Raw genomic sequence first — 20328 nt, forward strand, 5'->3', positions numbered from 1 at the left:
TGCTTTTGCGTCCGCGCAGTAAATGCCAAAGTTCCCCTAGATTAGCGGGTTTTCCAAGACGAGGGGCGCCTTCCTCATCGCGCGCCATGGCGCTTGACTAGTTCTAAAAAAGAACTGTAACTTCGCGATCAATAAAAGAAGCCGAAAACGGCAGCAATTGAAACGAGCCCGCCCGGCTTGAGTTGCGGGGCACGGGACATGTTCACAGGGGAGGAGAGACGATGATCAAGGGTTTGAAGCTCGCGTCAGCGTTGGTGGTTGCGCTGTCCGGTTCGGCCTTCGCCGCCGATACACCCGGTGTTACCGCAACTGAAGTGAAGGTCGGAGGCGTGTTCCCGTTCAGCGGGCCCGCGTCATCTATCGGTCTCGTGGGCAGGGGCGTTCTCGCTTACGTCCAATCGGTCAATGATCGCGGCGGTATCAACGGCCGCAAGATCAATTACATCGCCTATGACGATGCCTACAGCCCGCCGAAAGCGGTCGAGCATGTCCGCAAACTGGTCGAGAGCGATGAAGTTGCCTTCATGTTCGGCCAGCTTGGCACGCCCGGTAATACGGCAACGGCGAAGTATCTGACGAGCAAGAAAGTCCCGGCGCTCGGCATTGTGAGCGGCTCGAACAAATTCACGAACGTGAAGGATTTCCCGATCACGACGACCAGTCTCGTCAGCTTCGATACCGAAGGAAAAATTTACGCAAAGTATTTGAACAAAACGCTTCCCGGCAAGAAATACGCGATCCTTTATCAGAACGACGATCTCGGGAAAGACTACGTCAATGCCTTCAAAGAGCTGATGAAGGGCGAGTTCGACAAGCGTGTCGTCACCGCGGCCTATGAGATCGCGGACCCGACGGTCGATTCCCAAATCGTGAATCTGAAGAGTTCGGGCGCGGACGCCTTGCTGGTTGCAGGAACGCCGAAATTTGCCGCCCAGGCGATCCGCAAGGCATCGGAGATTGGGTGGAAACCGACGTTGTTGCTGAACTATCCGTCGGGTTCGGTCGGAGCGACCTTGAAACCTGCGGGCTTGGACAAGTCCATCGGCGTGATTGTCGGAACCATGACGAAGGATCCGACTGATACAAAGTGGAACAACGACAAGGGTATGAAGGACTATCGGGCCTTCATCGACAAATACATGCCTGGCGTCGATATCTCCGATACCAACTACATCTTCGGGTACACCCAGGGGATGATTCTCGAGCAGATCATCAAGCAGTGTGGTGACGATCTGTCTCGCGAGAACATTCTCAAGCAGGCAAAGAACCTGAAGGACATTGCTCTTCCAACGGTGCTGCCGGGCGTTCTTGTCAACACGAGCGAGAGCGTGAACCAGGATTTCACCCAGATGCGCCTGCAGCGCTGGACGGGTGAGAGCTGGGATCAATTCAGCGACGTGCTGGACGCGAAGTCCGAATAGCCCGTGAGATGAATCGAGGCCGGCACTCTTGCGAGATGCCGGCCTTTTTTGATTTGTTGTCCAGTTTTCTGGAATTCTAGAGAGGAGAGGGCCGTGAAGGGCTTAATGCAAAATCAGCCGCTGCTTCTGTCGTCATTGTTGCGGTATGCGGACCGGTTCCATGCGGGCACGGAAATCGTGTCGCGCACTGTCGAAGGCCCAATTCATCGTTATACCTATCGCGACGCTGCACGACGCACCCGGCAACTGGCCAGCGCGTTGCATCGCTGGGGTGTCAGGTTCAGCGACCGGGTCGCGACCATGGCCTGGAATAACTATCGCCATTTCGAGCTGGAGCATGGTGTAACCGGTATGGGCGCCATCTGGCATGCGATCAACCCGCGATTGATCCCGGCGCAGATCTCCTACATTGCCAACCACGCAGAAGATAAGGTTCTGTTTTTCGAGAGTTCATTCCTGCCGCTGGTTGAAAAGCTCGCACCCGACCTGAAGACCGTCCGGTTGTTCGTCTTGATGGTCGACAGCGCTTCAATGCCGTCTGCGACGACGATACCCAACCTGCAATGCTACGAAGATTTCATCAAAACCGGCGACGAAGATTTTGTCTGGCCCGAGTTTGACGAGCTATCGGCGTCTTCGTTGTTCTACACTTCAGGAACCACGGGCAACCCCAAGGGCGTGCTCTACTCCCATCGGTCCGATTTGTTGCACGTTCTGACGGAAAGCGGAGCGCATAGCTTCGGCTTTACCGCGCTGGACACGGTTTTGCCAATGACGCCGATGTTTCACGCCAACGGCGCCTGGGGGTTTACCTACGCCCCGCCGATGGTGGGCGCCAAGCTCGTCCTGCCGGGACCGAAACTCGATGCCGCAAGCATCGCCGAATTGATCGAGGCCGAGGGGGTAACGCTAACCGCCGGTGTGCCGACGCTCTACACAAAACTTCTGCAGCATTTCACGGAGCAGGGCCGTGGCGTCGGAACGTTGAAGCGGATCGCGGTTGCGGGATCTGCGCCGGCACCAAGCATGATGGAAGCCTTCGAACGCCTCGGTGTTTCGGTCAATCACATCTGGGGAATGACGGAAACGAGCCCCACCGGCACCACGCCACAGCCTTCACGGAAAGTCGCAAAATCGTCGGCGCAGGAGCAGCTTCACCGCAAGACCATGCAGGGGCAGCCGCTCTTTGGTGTCGATGTGAAGATCGCGGACGAAAATGGAAACGAGATGCCCCGCGACGGCAAATCCAGCGGCCGCCTGATGGTTCGCGGTCCCTGGGTTCTCAGCGGCTACTACCGCGAAGAAAAGCCTTTGCTGGAAGACGGGTGGTTCAACACGGGCGATCTCGCCGTGATGGATGATGACAACTACATCCAGCTTACCGATCGAGCCAAGGACGTCATCAAGTCCGGTGGTGAGTGGATCAGCTCGATCGATGTCGAGAACCTGGCGATCGGTTGCCCCGGCGTGGCCGAGGCGGCTGTCATCGGCATTCCCCATCCACAATGGGAGGAGCGTCCACTGCTCGTTGTGGTGCCATCTGCATCGGAACCGGCGACCGCAAAGTCGATCATCGCATTTCTGGAAGGGAAGATCGCCAAGTGGTGGATGCCGGATGATGTTATTTTCATCGACGCTCTGACCTACGGCGCGACCGGCAAGGTGCAGAAGATGGAGTTGCGCCAGCGCTTCGCTGGGCACTACACCGCGCAGAAAAGCGCGTAACGGAAAAGGCGCCAGAAAATCTGGCGCCTTTGTCAATAGATCGAACTGATCGTCTGGAACGTTGCTGTTTAAGCCGCCCGAGCCTTTGCTCGCGGGGTTTTGGCCTTGGCCACCCTCGCAGGCTTCGGCGGGATAGTCTTCGGGCGTGCACCAGGACCGGGATGGACGTGAACTTCCTTCGCCAGCAATGGCTCGCCGCATTCAGAGCAGATCATGACCGGGTTGAACTGGTGGCCGCATTTCTGATGTTCGTGCAGCAGCGGACGGCCGCGCTCATCGACCATATGGATATCGCCCCAGTGAACGATCGCCATCATGATCGGGTAAAGGTCGAGGCCCTTCTGGGTGAGAATGTATTCGTGCCGCTTGGGCGATTCCTGATAGGCGACTCGCCGCAGGACGCCGAGACGGACCAGCTTCTTGAGGCGCTCGGCCAGAAGATGCCGGGTGATCCCGAGAGCGGACTGAAATGCCTCAAACCGGCGGGTCCGCAGGAAGCATTCGCGCAGGATCAGGAGGCTCCATCGGTCGCCGATTACGCCGATGGTACGGGCCATGGAACAGGGTTCTTCTTCTAGTTCATCCCATCTCATCGTGGTCTCCGGTTCGTGCGCAAGGCTGATCGTCGGTTCATGTTATATAGCCTGCATACGTACCATTCTAAATAGGCACTGAGTTGGACAAAAGTCCTATTTTGGGCTGGGTGGCGTAAAATCTGCCCGGAAGGCCAGATCGAATTGACAGTTCAATTTTAGAACTCTATGAATGACCCACGCTCCGGGCAAGGGCGGTAAAATATCAAAAGACACGTCGGACGACGTGTGACGGAGGAGGAGGAGAAGCGCGTGACCAGTCCCTTGAAGGTCGAGTTTCAGTTCGATTTCGGTAGCCCGAATGCCTATCTGGCAGAATATGCGATTCCGGGCATCGAAAAGCGTACCGGCGTCAAGTTTGACTATGTCCCGGTGCTGCTTGGTGGCATCTACAAGGCGACCAATAACATGTCGCCGTCCGACTCGCTGCGTGGCATCAAGAACAAGCCGGAGTTCAATGCGCTCGAGACCGAGCGTTTTCTCCGCAAGTACGGCATCACCAAATTCAAGCAGAACCCGTTCTTCCCGGTCAACACGCTGACGCTGATGCGCGTCGGCACGGCGGCCCAGTTTGAAAACATGTTCGAGCCCTATTTCCGGGCCGCCTATCATCACATGTGGGAAGAGCCGAAGAAGATGGACGATCCGGAGGTGTTCCGGAATGCATTCCTGTCGTCGGGTATCGACATCGACCGGCTTTATGCGCGTGCGCAGCAGGATGATGTCAAGAAGCGCCTGATCGAGGTCACCACCGATGCGGTGAATCGCGGCGCATTCGGCTCGCCGACCTTCTTCGTCGGCAAGGAAATGTTCTTCGGCAAGGATCAGGTGCGCGACGTGGAAGAGTCCATTGTCGAACAGCTCGGCGCGGCGAAGGCCAAGTCCGCCTGATCGCGGCTTAAGGTTCTCGCCATCACGCCTTTGCTCGGGTAAGGCCGACAGGCCGTCCCGCCAGGAAATCAGGAAGAAGCAGATGTCCGGTCCCCTTCATGGTGTGCGCGTTCTGGATCTGACCGCGGTGGTGTCGGGACCGTATGCGACGATGTTCCTGGCGGACCAGGGCGCGGATGTGCTGAAGGTCGAGCCAACTACCGGAGATGGCACTCGCCGGAGCCGGAATCTGATCGATGCAGCTGGCGAATTCTCCGCGCTGTTCGTGTCGTGCAACCGCGGCAAGCGCTCGCTTTCGATCGATATAAAAAGCAACGCCGGCCGCGAAGTGCTGGCCAAGCTCGCTGCGCAGGCGGACGTGTTGGTGCAGAACTTCCGTCCGGGCACGATGGAGCGCCTCGGGCTCGGTCATGAGGAATTGCGCAAGAAGTACCCGCGGCTGATTTACGTCTCGATTAGCGGGGTGGGCGACAGCGGGCCTTACGTCAAAAAGCGCGTCTATGATCCGATCGTCCAGGCGCTGTCTGGTTTTGCCGACATCCAGTCGCAGCCGGGGACCAACCGGCCGCAGATGATCCGCACCATCGTCTGCGACAAGACGACGTCGGTGTTCACGGCGCAGGCGGTGTCGTCGGCTCTGTACGCACGCGAGAAGACGGGCAAGGGCGACCACATCCAGGTGGCGATGCTGGACGCCATGATCTCGTATTTGTGGCCGGAAGGCATGATGCAATACACCGTTGTGGGCAAGGAGACGGCGGTCGGCGATCCGAACGATCGGCCTGATCTCGTATTCCAGACGCTCGACGGTTACATTACCGCCGGCACCATCTCGGATTCCGAGTGGCTGGGCTTCTGCAACGCGACCGGCGACCCAGCACTGGCCAAGGACGAGCGTTTCGCCACGCCGAGCGCGCGGTTCATCAACGCCACGGCCCGTATCAACACCATGCAGACGTATATCGGCAAATACACCACGGCTGAATGGCTGAAGCGGCTGGACGAGAACGATGTGCCGTGTTCGCCGATCCTGCGGCGCGGCGAAATCATCGACAATGAGCAGGTTGTGGCGCGGGGTCTGATCGAGGAATTCGAGCAGCCGACAGTTGGCCGTGTGCGGCAGCCAAAGCCCGCGGCGATCTTCGAAGTCAACAAGGCTGCCATAGGAGGTCCGGCGCCGCGGGTCGGCGAGCACTCCCGCGCGGTGCTGCGCGACCTCGGCTACAGCGATAGCGCCATCGACGCCATGATCGCAAACAAGGCTGTTAGGGCGGCGGGGTAAAAAACCGCGATGCTCACCGCATCGCGGGTACTTTCATCGGAAAATCAAGCTTGCTTTTTGACAGGAGCACTGGGCGGCGTCGGCGTCATATTCGCTGCCATTCCGCTGCGATATCCCGGCCGCGCCTGGATGCGTTCGAGATAGGGGTGGGCGTTGTCGCAAATGCCGACACCGTAAGCGATCGCCCAATCGAGACATGTCGTGAGTAGAATGTCCGCGCTGGTAAACTGATCGCCCATCAAGAACGTTCGCCCATCGGCGAGAGCCACTTCGACGTGCCGCAACTGCTCGCGAAAATACTCGCCGGCTTTGGCGACGACATCGGGGGCAATGCCGTAGATCGGCCCAAGCGCGTCAGCGCTGTGGCGGCGCATCACGTAGAGGCTTGTTGAATCAAGCTCGGTCACAATGAAAAAGCACCATTCCAGCCACTTGGCATACTGCGCTTTGTCTTCTGGAATGAGCGATCTGCCTGGCCCGCCGTAGGTGCGCGACAGATACGCGACAATGGCGGCGCTCTCACCGATTGCGAAATCGCCGTCCTGCAGCAACGGCACTTTTTGGCGCGGGTTGAGCTTGGTGTATTCGGCGGTCTTGGTCTCGCCGGTGCGAGGGCCGATGGCGCGGGTTTCGTAGGTCAGGCCAAGTTCGGCCATCGCCCAGTGCGGGCGGACCGTACGGCTGGTTCCGACGCCCCACAGGGTGAGGTGCGGTGCGGTCGCCATGTCACCAGGTCTCCACAGAGGGACGCAGATCGAGTTCGTGAGTCCAACCGTCGCGCTTCTGGTGATGTGTGAACCAGTACGCGTCTGCAATCGAGTCTGTCTTGGTCAGGCTGTCGGCCGGGATGTCGCTAGCTTCAATACCCTTAGCGGCCTTCATGCGCAGATGAATCGCCTCGCTGTCCACGGCCGCGTCGATCAGCAGATGGACAACATGAATATTCTTGGGGCCCAGTTCGCGCGCCATCGCTTGGGCCACGGCACGGAGGCCGAACTTGGCAGATGAGAACGCGGCAAAACCTTTCCCGCCGCGCACACTCGCTGTTGCGCCGGTGAACAGGATGGTGCCCCGGCCGCGCGGGAGCATGTTCTTGGCGGCTTCGCGGCCGACAAGAAATCCGCCATAGCAGGCGAGTTCCCATGCCTTGAAGAACAGCTTCTCGGTGGTCTCCAGCAGCGGCTTGTTGACGTTGGACCCCGCGTTGTAGAGGCAAACCTCGATCGGCCCGATTTCCTTTTCGATGCGCGCAAACATGGCCTGCACATCGGCTTCCTGGCGGGCATCGACGCTGATGGCGTGGACTTCACATCCTTCCGCCTTCAATTCATCGACAAGCGATTGAGATTTCGCTGCGTCGCGGCGGGCCACGCATACCTTGTATCCACCCTTGGCGAATCGGCGGGCGACCGCCGCACCGATAGCGTCACCCGCGCCGACCAGCAAAACCACGCCGTTGCCCTGAGCCAAGATCGTTTCTCCCATTAAGTTCTTATTTGATACTTTCTTTCATAGCGGCCATACCGATCCTTGTAAACGAATATCGTCGCAATCTGCACCGACCTGTGGCCTATGGGTGGGCTGAGGCCGGAACCAAGATCTATCGCGCCGCATCATTCAGATTGACTAGTTCTAAAAAAGAACGCTAACGTGCGTCCACGTCAAGACCGCCGCCGAAGCGGTCGAAGAATATTGCCGGAGGATAAATTGGCTAGCGCTCAACCCGAATTCGATGTTTCCGATATTCTGGATGGATTGCCAGAGCGGCTACACGACACGATGGCACGCGCCGTCGCGGAAACCCCGGATCATCCGGCCCTGATCGAGGATGGCCGAGCCTGGTCTTATCGGCAACTGGCCAACAATGTTGACCAAACCGCTGCATCACTGACCGCATTGGGCATTCGTCCGGGCGACCGGATGATGATTGTCAGCGAGAATAGCATCGCGCTGGTGGCGCTTCTGCTGGCTGCCAGCAAGATCAACGCCTGGGCCATTGTTGTGAATCCGCGGCTATCGCCACGCGAGTTGGATCAGATTCGCGATCACAGCGGCTCGCGCCGCATGTTCTTCACGGCTGATGTCTCCGGCGAGGCTGCGAGCCATGCGCAGCGCGTGGGCACGGAAATCGCGAAGGTCGGTCCGCTCGACAATATCGGCGTCAGTGCGTTGAACGAGACGACGACGCCGGAGCCTGTGCAAACCAGTCCGGCGAAGCAGGTGGCTGTCCTGATCTATACGTCCGGGACCACAGGGACGCCAAAAGGCGTCATGCTGACTCACGAGAATCTGCTGTTTAGCGCCAGGACCACGGCGCTGCTCAGGCGGATGGACAATCGGGACAAGCTCTACGTCGTTCTTCCCATCTCTCATATCGTCGGTGTTTCGCTGACTTTGATGACGCTGATGACAGGCGGCACCGTCCGGCTGGTCAGCAAGTACGATCCCGCAGCGCTTGCAAAAGCCATCGCGGAAGAGGGGATCACCATCCTCAATGGTGTGCCGGCAACCTATCAGCGCCTGCTTGAGTACAAGACGCTTTCCGGCGTCCCGAAACTGAACAAGGGTTCGCTGAGATATATTGGCGTTGCTGGCGCGCCGCTCGATCCAGATTTGAAGTCCCGTGTCGAAGCAGAGCTTGGTCTGCCTCTGCTGAATGGATACGGCATTACCGAATGCGCGCCGGGGATTTCTGGCGTTCGGATCGAAGCGCCACGCCCTGACAGTGCGGTCGGCCAGATTGTGCCGGGCGTGGAAGGGCGCATCATCGATCGCGACGGCAAGCTGGCAGCGAACGGAGCTGTGGGCGAACTTCATGTTCGCGGAAAGAACGTGATGCTCGGATACTACCGCGCGCCTGATTTGACAGAGAAGGTCATCGATCGCGATGGATGGTTCAATACAGGCGATCTAGCGTACCTTGACGGCGACTGCATGTTCATCGTCGGGCGCACCAAGGAAATGATCATTCGTTCGGGATTCAACGTCTATCCCGCCGAAGTGGAAGCCGTGCTGAGTTCGCATGACGCAGTCGTGCAATCCGCTGTCGTCGGACGTAGTGCCGACGGCAACGAAGAAGTGGTGGCGTTCGTTCAGCTGCTGAAGGGCTCTAACGTGACGCCCTCCGAACTGATGGCGTTCGCCGGCAAACAGCTCACATCTTACAAGCGTCCATCGCAGATCATCGTGCTCGATGCATTGCCGGCGACATCGACGGGCAAGATTCTCAAACACAAGTTGGCTGAATCGTTGCGAGGCACCTGACGTCTCGTTGAGACGCCGCCTTCGCTGATGAACTTTGAAAATTCCTCTTTCTAGGAGAAAGATCTTGCAGAAACGTAACGCGACCGTGGCGGTGATCGGCGCCGGAGATTTCATCGGCGGCGAAATCGCCAAGAAATTCGCAGCCGAAGGTTTCACGGTCTTTGTGGGGCGCCGTCAGGGCGAGAAACTCGAGCCTCTGATGAAAGAGATCAGAGATGCAGGCGGAACGGTATTTGGCCGTTCGCTCGATGCGCGCAAGGAAGAGGAGATGATTTCCTTCATTTCCGACGCCGACAAGCATGCTCCGCTGGAAGTCTGCATTTTCAACATCGGCGCCAACGTCAATTTCCCGATCCTCGAAACCACCGAACGGGTCTTCCGCAAGGTTTGGGAAATGGCCTGCTACTCCGGCTTCCTTGCGGGACGTGAAGCAGCCCGGGTGATGCTGCCGCGCGGCAAAGGTGCGATCTTCTTCACCGGTGCGACCGCGAGCTTGCGCGGCGGTTCGGGGTTTGCGGCTTTCGCCAGCGCCAAGTTCGGTCTTCGCGCCGTCGCGCAGGCGATCGCGCGGGAGCTTGGACCGAAGAACATCCACGTTTCTCACCTCATCATCGATTCCAGCGTCGATACGGAGTGGGTGCGGCAACTGATCGCCAATCGCGAGGGCAAAGAGGCGATCGAGAATCTCGATCCGAACCGCCTGATGCGCCCGGCTGCGGTCGCAGAGACTTATTGGCAGCTTTATCAGCAGCCGCGCGATGCCTGGACGTTCGAGACCGAAATCCGCCCGTTCGGCGAGAAGTGGTAACGGAGCCTTCCGATGGAGCTGAAGCTTTCCAGTGAAGATGCGGCGTTTCGGGATGAGGTAAGGGCCTTCATCGCGGACAACTATCCGCAGGAAATGCGCGTGCCGAATCCGGAAACGGATCTGACCAAGGAGCAGTCGATGCTCTGGCACAAGATCCTGCACAAGAAGGGATGGATCGCACCGCTGTGGCCGAAGGAATACGGCGGGCCCGGCTGGTCGATCACACAGCGCTTTATCTGGGAGCAGGAAACCACGCGCGCCGGAACGCTGCCGCCTCTGGCGTTCAGCGTCACGATGGTTGGGCCTGTTATCTATACGTACGGCAACGACGCGCAAAAGAAGAAGTTTTTGCCGCGGATTCTGTCGGGCGAGGACTGGTGGTGCCAAGGTTACTCGGAGCCTGGCTCAGGATCGGATCTTGCGTCGGTTCGCACCAAGGCAGTGCGTGAGGGCGACCATTACATCGTCAATGGCCACAAGACCTGGACCACGCTGGCCCAGCACGCAGACTGGATTTTCTGTCTGGTGCGTACGGACCCGACAGCGAAGGCGCAGTCGGGCATTTCCTTCCTGCTCATCGATATGAAGAGTCCGGGTGTAACGGTTCGGCCGATTATCACGATCGACGGGTCGCATGAAGTCAACGATGTCTTCCTGGAGAACGTCCGCGTTCCCGCCGAAAATCTGATCGGTGAGGAGAACAAGGGTTGGACTTACGCGAAATTCCTGCTTGGCAACGAGCGGACCAGCATGGCGGGCATCGGGCGCTCGACACGCTATCTGAACAAGCTGAAGAAGATCGTGAAGGCCGAGATTGCCGAGGACGATCCTGCTTTCAATGAGTTCACCAAGGACATTGCCCGCGTCGAACTCGATGTGCTGGCGCTGGAAGCCACCGAGCTTCGCGTTGTTGCGCAGATGGCGCGGGGGATCGATCCGGGACCTGCGGCCTCGCTGTTCAAGATCCGGGGCACCGAAATCTTCCAGCGCATCACCGATCTGACGCACCGGGCCATTGGCAACTACGGTCTGGCGCTACGCGAGCATCCGGCCAGCGCAAACACCTTCATGCCGGGGCCGGCCGATGGTCACACCGCGCCAGAGAAGTATCTGAACGCGCGCAAGCTCAGCATTTACGGCGGATCGAACGAGATCCAGCGCAACATCATCGCGAAAGCGGTGCTCGGTCTTTAATCGCGTCGCACGAGGCATCCGGTGGATATTCAGTTTACGGAAGAACAGGAACTCCTGCGTAGCAGCATTCAGAAACTGCTACGCGACCAGTACGATTTCGATACGCGTCGTAAAATCGTCGCGACGGAAGAAGGGTGGAGCAAGAAGCACTGGAGCGCTTTCGCGGAGCTTGGCCTGCTGGCCGCCCCCTTTGCCGAGTCCTCTGGCGGGCTTGGCGGCGGACCGCTGGCGACGATGATCGTGATGCAGGAATTCGGCCGCCATCTCGTGGTGGAGCCCTTCTTCGAGACCGTCGTGCTGGCGGGTGGTCTGATCGAGGATGTCGGCACCGACGCACAACGTGAAGAATTTCTGCCACCGATCATGGCGGGTGAAGCTGTCTGGGCGCTGGCATGGACCGAGGGCCGGTCGCGGTATGACCCCAATAATGTAGCAACAACTGCCAAGCGCAGTGGCGACAACTACATCCTGAACGGTGCGAAAGCCGCGGTGATGGGAGCGCCATGGGCCGACAAATTGATCGTGTCGGCGCGTACGCTCGGCGGGCCGCGCGACAACGCCGGTGTCAGCCTGTTCGTCGTTGACCGTCAGTCGGCTGGACTTCATCTGCAAAGCTTCAAGACGATCGATGGGCGGCGCGCGGCGGAGATCACGCTGAAGGATGTCAGCGTGCCGGCAAACCGTCTGCTCGGGGTTGAAGGCAAGGGCGTGTCAGCGCTCGAAGCGTGCAGGGATCGTGCCATTGCTGCCCAGTGCGCCGAGGCAACCGGGGCGATGGCTGAACTGAACGCGGCCACGCTGGAATACAGCAAGACCCGTAAACAGTTCGGCGTGACCCTTGGAACATTCCAGGTGTTGCAGCACCGGATGGTCGATATGTTCATCGCGCTCGAGGAGGCGACGTCGCTTACCCAGCACCTGAACCTGAGCGTGGCTGACCGTGATCCGCAAGGATCGAAGCTTGCGTCGGGCGCAAAGTCGAAGATCGGCGAGGCGGCCCGTTTTGTGGGCGAGCAGGCGATCCAGCTTCATGGCGGCATGGGCATGAGCGACGAACTCAATGTCGGTCACTATTTCAAGCGCATCGCATCGATCAACATCCAGTTCGGCGACCCGACTTATCACCTCCTCCGTTACGCCCGCGCCGCCTGATCTTCGATCGACCCTCTTGCATGGCAGCATTGCCAGAGCCAGAGGCACTTTTTGTTATATGATGGATATAATACAAAAGAACTTCACCTAGAGCCTGCTGACAGTTGGCTCACATCCTGGAGATCATCGGATGGTAGATGCAGTTATCGTTTCCACCGCTCGCACGGGCATCGGCAAAGCCTATCGCGGCGCGCTCAACAACACCGAAGGTCCCACGATGGCGGGCCATGTCATGGCCGAGGCAGTGAAGCGCGCCGGGATCGATCCGGGCGAGGTCGAGGACGTGGTGATGGGCTGCGCGATGCAGCAGGGCACCATGGTCATGAACGTTGCGCGCAAGGGCGCGATCCGCGCCGGACTTCCGATCACGGTCGCCGGTACGACCATCGACCGCCAGTGCGCGTCGGGTCTGCAGGCGATTGCTGTCGCCGCGCGCTCGGTCATGCTGGACGGCGTCGAGATTGCTATCGGCGGCGGCATCGAATCGATCAGCCTCGTTCAGAACGAGCATATGAACAAGTTTCATGCTGTCGACGATGAGCTGATGGCGATGAAGCCGGACATGTACATGTCAATGCTGGAGACCGCCGAGGTGGTCGCTGCGCGTTACAACATTCCGCGCGACAAGCAGGACGAGTACGGCCTTGAATCCCAGCGCCGCACCGGCGCCGCCATTCAGGGCGGACGATTCAACGATGAAATTGTGCCGTTCAAGACCAAGATGGCTGTGGTGGACAAGGAGACCAAGCAGGTCTCGTTCAAGGATATCACCCTGACCAAGGACGAAGGCCCGCGTCCAGATTCGACCGCCGAAGGCATCGCCAGCATCAAGCCGGTGTTCGAGGGCAAGACCATCAGCGCCGGCAACGCCAGCCAGCTGTCTGACGGCGCCTCGGCCAGCGTCATCATGAGTGACAAGGTCGCTGCCAGGAAGGGCCTCAAGCCGCTCGGCATCTTCCGTGGTTTTGTCGCTGCGGGCGTCGAGCCGGATGAGATGGGTGTCGGCCCTGTGGTCGCGATTCCCCGCCTGCTGAAGCGTCATGGTCTCAAGATCGATGACATCGATCTCTGGGAATTGAACGAGGCCTACGCCGTCCAGGTCATCTATTGCCGGGACAAGCTGGGAATCGATCCGGAAAAGCTCAACGTCAACGGCGGCTCGATCGCCATGGGGCACCCTTACGGGATGACCGGCGCGCGCCTGGCCGGACACGTTCTGATTGAAGGCCGTCGCCGCAAGGCCAAGTACGGCGTCGTGACCATGTGCATCGGTGGTGGCATGGGCGCGGCTGGACTGTTCGAAATCGTGCATTGATTGCTCTACGGCGTTGGTCTCCCTGACTTGCGTCTTAAACTGGCCCGGCGCCCGATAGGTCGCCGGGCCTCTTTTATGAGGATTGGCCCGGAAAACATTTATCCCTGGCCCGAACAAAACTCCCCTTGATGCGTTCTAGAGCGTCGATCAATATTTGGCATCGATCCCAACCGATTGGGTGCGGACGTGTTGCGACGCAAGAGCATTGCTTTATCGCTGATCTCTCTCACCATGCTTTCCAGCGGGCTTGTTCTGGGCCAAACGACGCAGGCGACAACGCCGAGCACGCAAAATACGCAAGCTGACAAGCCCACGGATGCGGCGGCACAGGCGACGGGGACGATTCCGGCGCAATCGGAGCCTGTTACCGTTGCGCCTGCCCAGCCGGCAGAGGCGACACCCGCTCCGGCACCGGCCCCGCTGTCTCCAGCCGAGCAGAAAGCCGCCGACAACAAGGCTGCTCTTGATGCGTTACTCGGCGAAGCGATGGCGCTGAAAGCAAGTTATGAAAATTCGAGGCGAGGCAGGAGCAAGGCGCCGGTATCTCTGTCCGCATTCCGTAGCATGGGGTTGCGCCTGCAGATGGCCGCAGCCGCTGACCCCGCGAATGCGCAGGCGCTGGAGATGGCCAATGCCATGCGCATGATCCAGTACGGAATTCTTCAACCGTCCGTTCAGATCGCTGCCGTCGCCAACCGTGAACTCTATGCCCATGAAATGGGACAGCGGATGCGGGACGATGGAATGAAGGTGGAGGCGTCCGGCCGCGGCAACAGTACGGTCCGGTTTGTGTCGCCGCAGATGACGCGGCAGATGGCCATGCAACTGGTCGAGACGGCGAAGATTCCGGAGCAGGCCAGGGCTCTGCAGTTCAGGCGTGTGGTCTTCAGCAGCGGCCGCCGCTCCTGGACATATGACGTGGCGCGAGGGCGGCTTCGCTAAATCGTTCTCAATCTGCAAGCAGAAAGAGGCCGGTCGATCGGACCGGCCTCTGATCATTTTGGTGGTGCTCAGCTTATGCTTCGAGCACGGCGACAATTTCGAGCGTGCGCGGGTTCACGATCACGATTTCGCCGCCCACCAGGAAGAACTCATATCCACGCCAATCGGGGTAGATCGTGATAACTTCCGGCGGGAGCGGGTGGAAGCTTACCGTTCGCGGAACTCGCGTGCCGACGGAGATCGAGAAGTTAACGTTCGTCACAGGCTTGATGTTCTGCTTGGTGATCGAGGTGCGGATCGTCGTGCGCTGCTCGGTTGTAAGCTTTGCGCTGGCGCCAGCCTGACCGGTTGTTGCCCCGGTCTTCTGATCGCCCTTCATGCCATCCCTTTCGGCGGCATTCTTCTGATCGCCCTTCATGCCGTCCTTCTCAGCGGCGTTTTTCCGGTCGGCCTTCATGCCGTCTTTCGACCTGTCCATATTCGTTTCGGACGCAGCCTTGCCGCTCTTCGTATCGGGGGCCGTTTCCGCGCCCTTCGACTTCATGCCGTCTCGGGTGTTGTCCTGAGCACGCTGGGCATTTCCGCCTTCACGCGGCACCTGAGCCTGACCGCCCTTCATCTCACCGGACGGTGCAGCCTTTTCAGCAGGTGCGCCGGCTGACGGTGCGGGCTGGGATGCAGCAGGCGCGTTCGGCGCATTGCCAGGCGTCTGCGCTGAGACCAGTCCGGCGCTGCCGATCAGGGCGGCGGTCGCGACGGTCATCAAAAGCTTCGTCTTCATGGTATCCTCCTCGTTGTCTGCCCAATCCTCAACGAGAAGCCATCGGCTCTGTTCCTTATAAAAATGGTATGTTGCGTGAACAGCGGTTCATCCGGAACATCGCTCCGGGATGAGTGCGGAATTTTTTCGGATTACGAAATATCGTGTGATGGGGCGCGGTAGCCGTAGGCATGCGCTGCTGCAAACATCGCCCACATCGCGCCCAGCATCATCCAGAAATGCCGCCAGTGGTCGACATCGATGATGAAGGCCTCGCAGACCGTGCCAAAAAACGCGGAAAAAACCGCCAGATACATCCGCTGCCAAGGTACGCGCACGAAGATCAGCTTGAATCCCATAATAACGGTGATGAACACAAGCGCCGGGAAGCAAACCCCGGCGATCCAGCCGCCGGACATGAAGGCGTTCAGGAATGAGTTGTGCGTGTCTTCGGGGAAGAACTTGGTGAACTGAAGCGGGCCAATCCCCCACGGGAGTTCAAGGGCCATCTGGAAGCCGAGCGCATGCCGCCCGAAGCGTCCGAACCGCCCGCTGTCGTAAGTCTGGTTCAGGCTTGCACGTTCCTTGAAAAGATCGCCGATGGAATCGATTGAGAGCAGTGCGACCAGGAGCAACGCGGAGCAGACTACTGCCGCAACCGCCACGGTGACGATGCGTGTGCGCTGCGCCTGTGACGGCGTCGTCACGTACATCAGCATCAGCATGAGGGCCGAGCAGCCTATCAATTGCCCCCAGGATGCGCGGGAGAACGCAAGCAGGACCGCAAGGCTCACGATCCCGAGCGCAATCGCGCTGCGGAACGACTTCCAGAAAGTCTGGGTCACGACGCTCTGCAGCAGAAACAAGGCCGGCAGGATCAGGTAAGCGCCGAGCACGTTCGGATCCTTGAACGTCCCGCGCGCGCGGCTGTAAAGCGTGAAAAGGTCGTAACCCGCGAGATTGAAGTAACCAACGATGCCTGCCAGGGACGCAATCAGCGCTCCGAAGATCAGACCTCTCCGAAGATACTCAAGCCGGATGGCGGTGTCTTCCGCCAGAACCATCGCAAAAAACAGACACGTGATCGCCATGTACCATGAGGTCAAAATCCAGTTCAGGATCTCGGATTTGTCCAACAGGTATATCGAGCAGATGGTGTAGCCGACGTTCAGCAGGAAGAGCAGGATCAGCAGCGGAATGAACACCGGTCGCATGCGTAGGCCGGTCGCAAAAAAGAAGACCACCGACGCCAGCGTCATCAGTTCATAGGGGCTCGGCTCGATGAAGACGATCGCGCCGCCTGCGCCGACTGCCCACATCAACGCCCCCTGGATCGCCGCGATGCCGGGCGGCGTCGCAGTTGCGGGAAGGGCGTAGTCTGCGGCTGCGAGTGAAGCCATTGCGAACCGGAATCCTCTCCGCGCGTTCTGCGCGTCAGCTCAGTGGTTCGAGCATGATGTCGTCCGAAAGCCGCGTGGCAATCCTCGGCGTCATGCTCAGTAGGCGTTTTCGCCCTTGATCAAAGCGAACGGTGTCTTGAAGAGGATGTACAGATCGAACAGGACCGACCAGTTCTCGATGTAATACAGGTCAAACTCGACGCGCTTCTGGATTTTCTCGTCGGTATCGACCTCGCCGCGCCAGCCGTTGATCTGCGCCCATCCCGTGATGCCGGGCTTGACGCGATGGCGCGCAAAATATCCGTCGACGGCTTCGTCGAACAGGCGGCTTTGCAGCTTGCCTTGCACCGCATGGGGACGGGGGCCGACCAGCGAGAGGTTACCCTTGAAGACGACGTTGAAGAGTTGCGGCAGTTCGTCGAGGCTTGTCTTGCGGATGAAACGGCCGACGCGGGTAACCCGCTTGTCACCCTTGGTCACAACTTTCGAGGCCAGCGGGTCGGCCTGGTCGTGAAACAGCGACCGGAACTTGAAGACGTCGATGCGCTCGTTGTTGAAGCCATAGCGCTTCTGCAGGAACAGCACGGGGCCGGGGCTGTCGAGCTTGATGGCGAGCGCAACGAGTGCCATCACCGGTGCAAGCAGGACGAGGATGATCGCGCCAACGATGCGGTCGAATGCCGACTTCAGCACCATGTCCCAATCCGTAATCGGCTGCTCGAATACATCAAGGGTTGGGACTTTGCCGAGGTACGAATAGGAGCGCGGGCGGAAGCGCAGCTTGTTGGTGTGCGCCGACAAGCGGATATCAACGGGAAGCACCCAGAGCTTTTTCAGCATGTCGAGAATGCGCGTCTCTGCAGAGATCGGCAGCGCAAACAGCACCAGATCGATCCGGGTGCGGCGGGCGAATTCAACGATGTCGTCGATCTTTCCAAGTTTCGGCTGGCCGGCACAGGTGTCTAGCGCGCGAGAGTCGTTGCGATCATCGAACACGCCGAGGATCTGAATATCGGAGTCATCCTGCGCGTTGAGCGCGCGGATCAGGTTTTCACCGTTCTGGTCGGAGCCGACGATGATCGTCCGGCGGTCGAGGCGGCCTTCACGCGCCCAGCGGCGGACCATCGAGCGCAGAATGATCCGGTCCGCAAACAGCGCACCCAGTCCGACGAAGAAAAAGGCTGAAAGCCAGACGCGGGAGATCGTATCTCCCAGCTTGGCGAAGAACGATGCACCGATGAACAGCAGGAAGACGAAAGCCCATGACGACGCCATGCGCGTCATCTGCCGGAGTTGCCCCCGGAATATCTGCACATCGTATATTTCAGCGGCCTGAAAACTGATGACTGCGCAGGCCGCTACCCCGACGATAGCCGCGGCGTACTGAAAGGAGAAACCGCTAGTGCCCGGCAGCACATACCAGAGATACAATGCAAGCCCGACTGCCGTCAGCAGCAGGAAATCCACGATCCGCACAATGCCGCTGATCACGACTGTGGAGTAAGCCCGCCGGACTTTCTCATTGGCAACGGCAAGAGCCGCCGGAGAAAGGCGTTTGCGGCGCTCCAGCCGAGGCGCGCCTTCGGCCGCGCTCATGGTGGCTGTTCCCGCCGCGGCGGCATTCATCATCGTTCGGACGTCGATCGGTTCCACGGCTGAAATTTCCGCTGTTGTACCGTCATGTGGCGACAGGCCAAGGAGAACCAAGGTTCCCGGCCTCATGCCTAGACAACAAATCGGAAGAATTGGTTATCGTCGATAAAGGTAGGTTAACGTTCGTTGAACGCGTCGCGATAGCCGCTGATGATGCCGTCGACCATCGCCTTCTGGGAGAAGTGAACGAAGATGCGTTCGCGCAGGTTCCGGGCGCGCTCACGGGTCGCGTCCATGTCGGCGAGTGCCATTTCGATCGCGTCCGCCATCGCACCGATGCTGTTTGCGACAAAAAGTCCGCTCGTGTGTGGCCCGAGGATTTCGGGGATGCCGCCGACGCTGGCTGCGACCATCGGGATACCGGCGGCAGCGGCTTCGATAACAACGTATGGCATCGAGTCGCCGCGGGAAGGGACCACCAGCAGCTTGCCCTTCGAGAAACCAAATCTCGCCCTGACATGGCCGATAAACCGTACGGCATCACCGAGGTTCAGGCGGCTGACGAGTGCCTTCAGGGCCTCCGTTTCCTCGCCGTCCCCTGCAAGCGTCAGCGTCACAGGCTTGCCATCGGCCCGCAGCCGCGCCACGGCCTGGATCAGGAGGTCCGCGCCTTTGATCTCCCGAAACTCGCCGACATAAACAATATCGGTCGCATCTTCGGCCACCGGCACCGGGTCGAATTCGGACGCGGTGACGCCGTTGAAAACGCAGCGGACCAGCCCGCCGGGCTTGCCGACGACGCGCAGATAGGTGTCGCGTGCAAAGGCGCTTTCAAACAGGAACAAGTCGGTGCGGTTCATGAGGGCGCGTTCCATCCGCGCATAAGCGGCGCCCTTCAGCGTGCCGGGTGGATAGTGCAGGGATCCCCCATGCGGGGTGTAAACCCTGATCGACTTCTTCGACTTGCCTTTCAGGCGAACGAACGCACCGGCCTTTGCGCCATGTCCATGCAGCACGTCCGGCTTGAGGGACCGCGCGAGGCGCAGGAAATGCAGGGCGGTCAGGCTGTCGATGGGGTGCGGCTCCCGGCGGATGGCAAGGCGATAAATCCCGAGTTTGAGTTTCGGGGCGATCTCCTTGAGCGCGGCTTCTGCGCGCTCCCCGCCGGTCAGGCTGTCGGCGAGAATGCCGACCTCATGTCCACGTTCGGCCTGTCCCACAGCAAGGTCGAGGATATGACGGAAAATCCCCCCGACCGGCGCGCGAACAGCGTGCAGAATTCGCAGCGGAGAAGTCGAGGTCTCGGGCATCGTCAGAACCAGCGTTCGGCGACCACGACGGTGTCCCCGGGTTTCAGAAGCGTACCAGGCGGTACGACGGCCTGAACGGTGCCAGCTTCGCCCATTCGGGTTAATTTGATGCTGCTGCGCTGCGCGCGAGGGGTGAAGCCCCCAGCAATTGCGACGGCGCTCTCCACGGTCATGTTGGGCACGTAGGGATATTGGCCGGGAGCGGTGACTTCTCCGAGGATGAAGAAGGGCCGGTATGTTTCGACCTCCGCGGCGACATAGGGCTCGCGAAGGTAGCCGTTCTTGAGCCGGGCCGTGACCGCCGCAGCCAGCCCTGTTGGCGTCAGGCCGCGCGCGCGAACTGCGCCGATCAGCGGCATGGTGATCGAGCCGCTTGCGTCGACCGTGTAGGTGTTGGTGAGACCTTCCTGGCCGTAGACAACAATGCGCAGCCGGTCGCCGGAATTGAGCCGGTAGGACTCATCGTGAGAGCCGCCGGCGGAATCGACCGGGGTTGTCGCGACGCTCATCGCACGTATGGGCTGAACCGGACCATAGGCCATTGCGTCGAGGCTGCCGTTATCGATGACCGCCACCGGCGCAGCCGTTTTCATGCAGCCCGACATCACGAGCGCGAGAATGAAGCAGAAAAGACGCGCGCGGCTGCGCTGCATGGGAGAATCCAAATAAGTATCGAGT

The 20328-nt window shown here is 59.6% G+C and carries 18 protein-coding genes; 10 read left to right on the forward strand and 8 right to left on the reverse strand.

The features are described from left to right. The first annotated feature begins 221 nt into the window (after positions 1 to 221). Positions 222 to 1421 (forward strand): ABC transporter substrate-binding protein, encoded by a 1200-nt coding sequence (locus I554_RS0104950; RefSeq protein WP_024575225.1) that lies wholly within the window; start codon positions 222 to 224, stop codon positions 1419 to 1421. Between the two features lie 105 nt (positions 1422 to 1526). Beyond that, complete coding sequence (locus tag I554_RS0104955; RefSeq protein WP_034462038.1) at positions 1527 to 3146, forward strand: long-chain-fatty-acid--CoA ligase; 1620 nt, start codon at positions 1527 to 1529, stop codon at positions 3144 to 3146. Positions 3147 to 3214: 68 nt separating this feature from the next. Here I554_RS0104955 and I554_RS26235 read toward each other — a convergent pair whose 3' ends face one another. Further along, positions 3215 to 3739, reverse strand: coding sequence for a helix-turn-helix domain-containing protein (locus I554_RS26235; protein WP_024578258.1), 525 nt, complete (start codon positions 3737 to 3739; stop codon positions 3215 to 3217). A 252-nt stretch (positions 3740 to 3991) separates the two neighbouring features. Here I554_RS26235 and I554_RS0104965 point away from each other — a divergent pair, with 252 nt between their 5' ends. Together I554_RS0104965 and I554_RS0104970 are read left to right on the forward strand one after the other, a co-directional pair. Further along, entirely contained in the window at positions 3992 to 4630 is a 639-nt protein-coding gene (locus tag I554_RS0104965; RefSeq protein ID WP_024575228.1) for a 2-hydroxychromene-2-carboxylate isomerase, read from the forward strand. Between the two features lie 82 nt (positions 4631 to 4712). Continuing rightward, positions 4713 to 5912: a CoA transferase gene (locus tag I554_RS0104970; protein WP_024575229.1), complete on the forward strand. Its 1200-nt coding sequence runs from the start codon at positions 4713 to 4715 to the stop codon at positions 5910 to 5912. A 44-nt stretch (positions 5913 to 5956) separates the two neighbouring features. Here I554_RS0104970 and I554_RS0104975 read toward each other — a convergent pair whose 3' ends face one another. After that, entirely contained in the window at positions 5957 to 6637 is a 681-nt protein-coding gene (locus tag I554_RS0104975; protein ID WP_024575230.1) for a glutathione S-transferase family protein, read from the reverse strand. Between the two features lies 1 nt (position 6638). Beyond that, the gene (locus I554_RS0104980; RefSeq protein WP_029659685.1) at positions 6639 to 7397 is read right to left on the reverse strand and encodes an SDR family NAD(P)-dependent oxidoreductase; all 759 of its coding nucleotides are present in this window, start codon (positions 7395 to 7397) and stop codon (positions 6639 to 6641) included. 222 nt (positions 7398 to 7619) lie between these two features. Between I554_RS0104980 and I554_RS0104985 the strand changes: the two genes are divergently transcribed. The 6 genes from I554_RS0104985 to I554_RS0105010 all read left to right on the forward strand — a co-directional run bounded on the left by I554_RS0104985 (position 7620) and on the right by I554_RS0105010 (position 14587). Then, positions 7620 to 9176, forward strand: a complete 1557-nt coding sequence (locus I554_RS0104985) for an AMP-binding protein (protein WP_024575232.1) — start codon at positions 7620 to 7622, stop codon at positions 9174 to 9176. A 64-nt stretch (positions 9177 to 9240) separates the two neighbouring features. Next, positions 9241 to 9984 carry an SDR family NAD(P)-dependent oxidoreductase gene (locus tag I554_RS0104990; protein ID WP_024575233.1) on the forward strand — a complete coding sequence of 248 codons (744 nt, stop codon included), beginning with the start codon at positions 9241 to 9243 and terminating at the stop codon, positions 9982 to 9984. 12 nt (positions 9985 to 9996) lie between these two features. Further along, entirely contained in the window at positions 9997 to 11178 is a 1182-nt protein-coding gene (locus I554_RS0104995) for an acyl-CoA dehydrogenase family protein (protein ID WP_024575234.1), read from the forward strand. A gap of 21 nt (positions 11179 to 11199) precedes the next feature. Then, positions 11200 to 12330, forward strand: a complete 1131-nt coding sequence (locus tag I554_RS0105000) for an acyl-CoA dehydrogenase family protein (protein WP_024575235.1) — start codon at positions 11200 to 11202, stop codon at positions 12328 to 12330. Positions 12331 to 12460: 130 nt separating this feature from the next. Further along, the gene (locus I554_RS0105005) at positions 12461 to 13645 is read left to right on the forward strand and encodes an acetyl-CoA C-acyltransferase (RefSeq protein ID WP_024575236.1); all 1185 of its coding nucleotides are present in this window, start codon (positions 12461 to 12463) and stop codon (positions 13643 to 13645) included. Positions 13646 to 13831: 186 nt separating this feature from the next. Next, the gene (locus tag I554_RS0105010; RefSeq protein WP_244432715.1) at positions 13832 to 14587 is read left to right on the forward strand and encodes a hypothetical protein; all 756 of its coding nucleotides are present in this window, start codon (positions 13832 to 13834) and stop codon (positions 14585 to 14587) included. 73 nt (positions 14588 to 14660) lie between these two features. On the opposite strand, the gene I554_RS0105015 is transcribed toward I554_RS0105010, so the two are convergent. The 5 genes from I554_RS0105015 to I554_RS0105035 form a co-directional block, all read right to left on the reverse strand. Continuing rightward, positions 14661 to 15368, reverse strand: coding sequence for a DUF1236 domain-containing protein (locus I554_RS0105015; RefSeq protein WP_024575238.1), 708 nt, complete (start codon positions 15366 to 15368; stop codon positions 14661 to 14663). Positions 15369 to 15499: 131 nt separating this feature from the next. Then, a complete protein-coding gene (locus I554_RS0105020) occupies positions 15500 to 16747 on the reverse strand; it encodes an O-antigen ligase family protein (protein ID WP_024575239.1) in 1248 nt (415 codons plus the stop codon). A gap of 96 nt (positions 16748 to 16843) precedes the next feature. Continuing rightward, positions 16844 to 18400: an undecaprenyl-phosphate glucose phosphotransferase gene (locus tag I554_RS0105025; protein WP_024575240.1), complete on the reverse strand. Its 1557-nt coding sequence runs from the start codon at positions 18398 to 18400 to the stop codon at positions 16844 to 16846. Positions 18401 to 18516: 116 nt separating this feature from the next. Then, positions 18517 to 19650 (reverse strand): glycosyltransferase family 4 protein, encoded by a 1134-nt coding sequence (locus tag I554_RS0105030; RefSeq protein ID WP_024575241.1) that lies wholly within the window; start codon positions 19648 to 19650, stop codon positions 18517 to 18519. 2 nt (positions 19651 to 19652) lie between these two features. Continuing rightward, on the reverse strand, positions 19653 to 20303 hold the full coding sequence (locus I554_RS0105035; protein ID WP_024575242.1) for a polysaccharide biosynthesis/export family protein: 651 nt from the start codon (positions 20301 to 20303) through the stop codon (positions 19653 to 19655). Positions 20304 to 20328 lie beyond the last annotated feature (25 nt).

Source organism: Afipia sp. OHSU_II-C1 (genome assembly GCF_000497575.1).
GTDB lineage: Bacteria > Pseudomonadota > Alphaproteobacteria > Rhizobiales > Xanthobacteraceae > Afipia.

Excerpts from the sequence above, each read along its gene's own strand:
- I554_RS0104955 (WP_034462038.1), top strand. The coding sequence starts at position 1,527 with ATGCAAAATCAGCCGCTGCTTCTGTCGTCATTGTTGCGGTATGCGGAC.
- I554_RS0104995 (WP_024575234.1), top strand. The coding sequence starts at position 9,997 with ATGGAGCTGAAGCTTTCCAGTGAAGATGCGGCGTTTCGGGATGAGGTA.
- I554_RS0104950 (WP_024575225.1), top strand. The coding sequence starts at position 222 with ATGATCAAGGGTTTGAAGCTCGCGTCAGCGTTGGTGGTTGCGCTGTCC.
- I554_RS0105020 (WP_024575239.1), bottom strand. The coding sequence starts at position 16,747 with ATGGCTTCACTCGCAGCCGCAGACTACGCCCTTCCCGCAACTGCGACG.
- I554_RS0105035 (WP_024575242.1), bottom strand. The coding sequence starts at position 20,303 with ATGCAGCGCAGCCGCGCGCGTCTTTTCTGCTTCATTCTCGCGCTCGTG.
- I554_RS26235 (WP_024578258.1), bottom strand. The coding sequence starts at position 3,739 with ATGAGATGGGATGAACTAGAAGAAGAACCCTGTTCCATGGCCCGTACC.
- I554_RS0104975 (WP_024575230.1), bottom strand. The coding sequence starts at position 6,637 with ATGGCGACCGCACCGCACCTCACCCTGTGGGGCGTCGGAACCAGCCGT.
- I554_RS0105005 (WP_024575236.1), top strand. The coding sequence starts at position 12,461 with ATGGTAGATGCAGTTATCGTTTCCACCGCTCGCACGGGCATCGGCAAA.
- I554_RS0104980 (WP_029659685.1), bottom strand. The coding sequence starts at position 7,397 with ATGGGAGAAACGATCTTGGCTCAGGGCAACGGCGTGGTTTTGCTGGTC.
- I554_RS0105030 (WP_024575241.1), bottom strand. The coding sequence starts at position 19,650 with ATGCCCGAGACCTCGACTTCTCCGCTGCGAATTCTGCACGCTGTTCGC.
- I554_RS0105015 (WP_024575238.1), bottom strand. The coding sequence starts at position 15,368 with ATGAAGACGAAGCTTTTGATGACCGTCGCGACCGCCGCCCTGATCGGC.
- I554_RS0104970 (WP_024575229.1), top strand. The coding sequence starts at position 4,713 with ATGTCCGGTCCCCTTCATGGTGTGCGCGTTCTGGATCTGACCGCGGTG.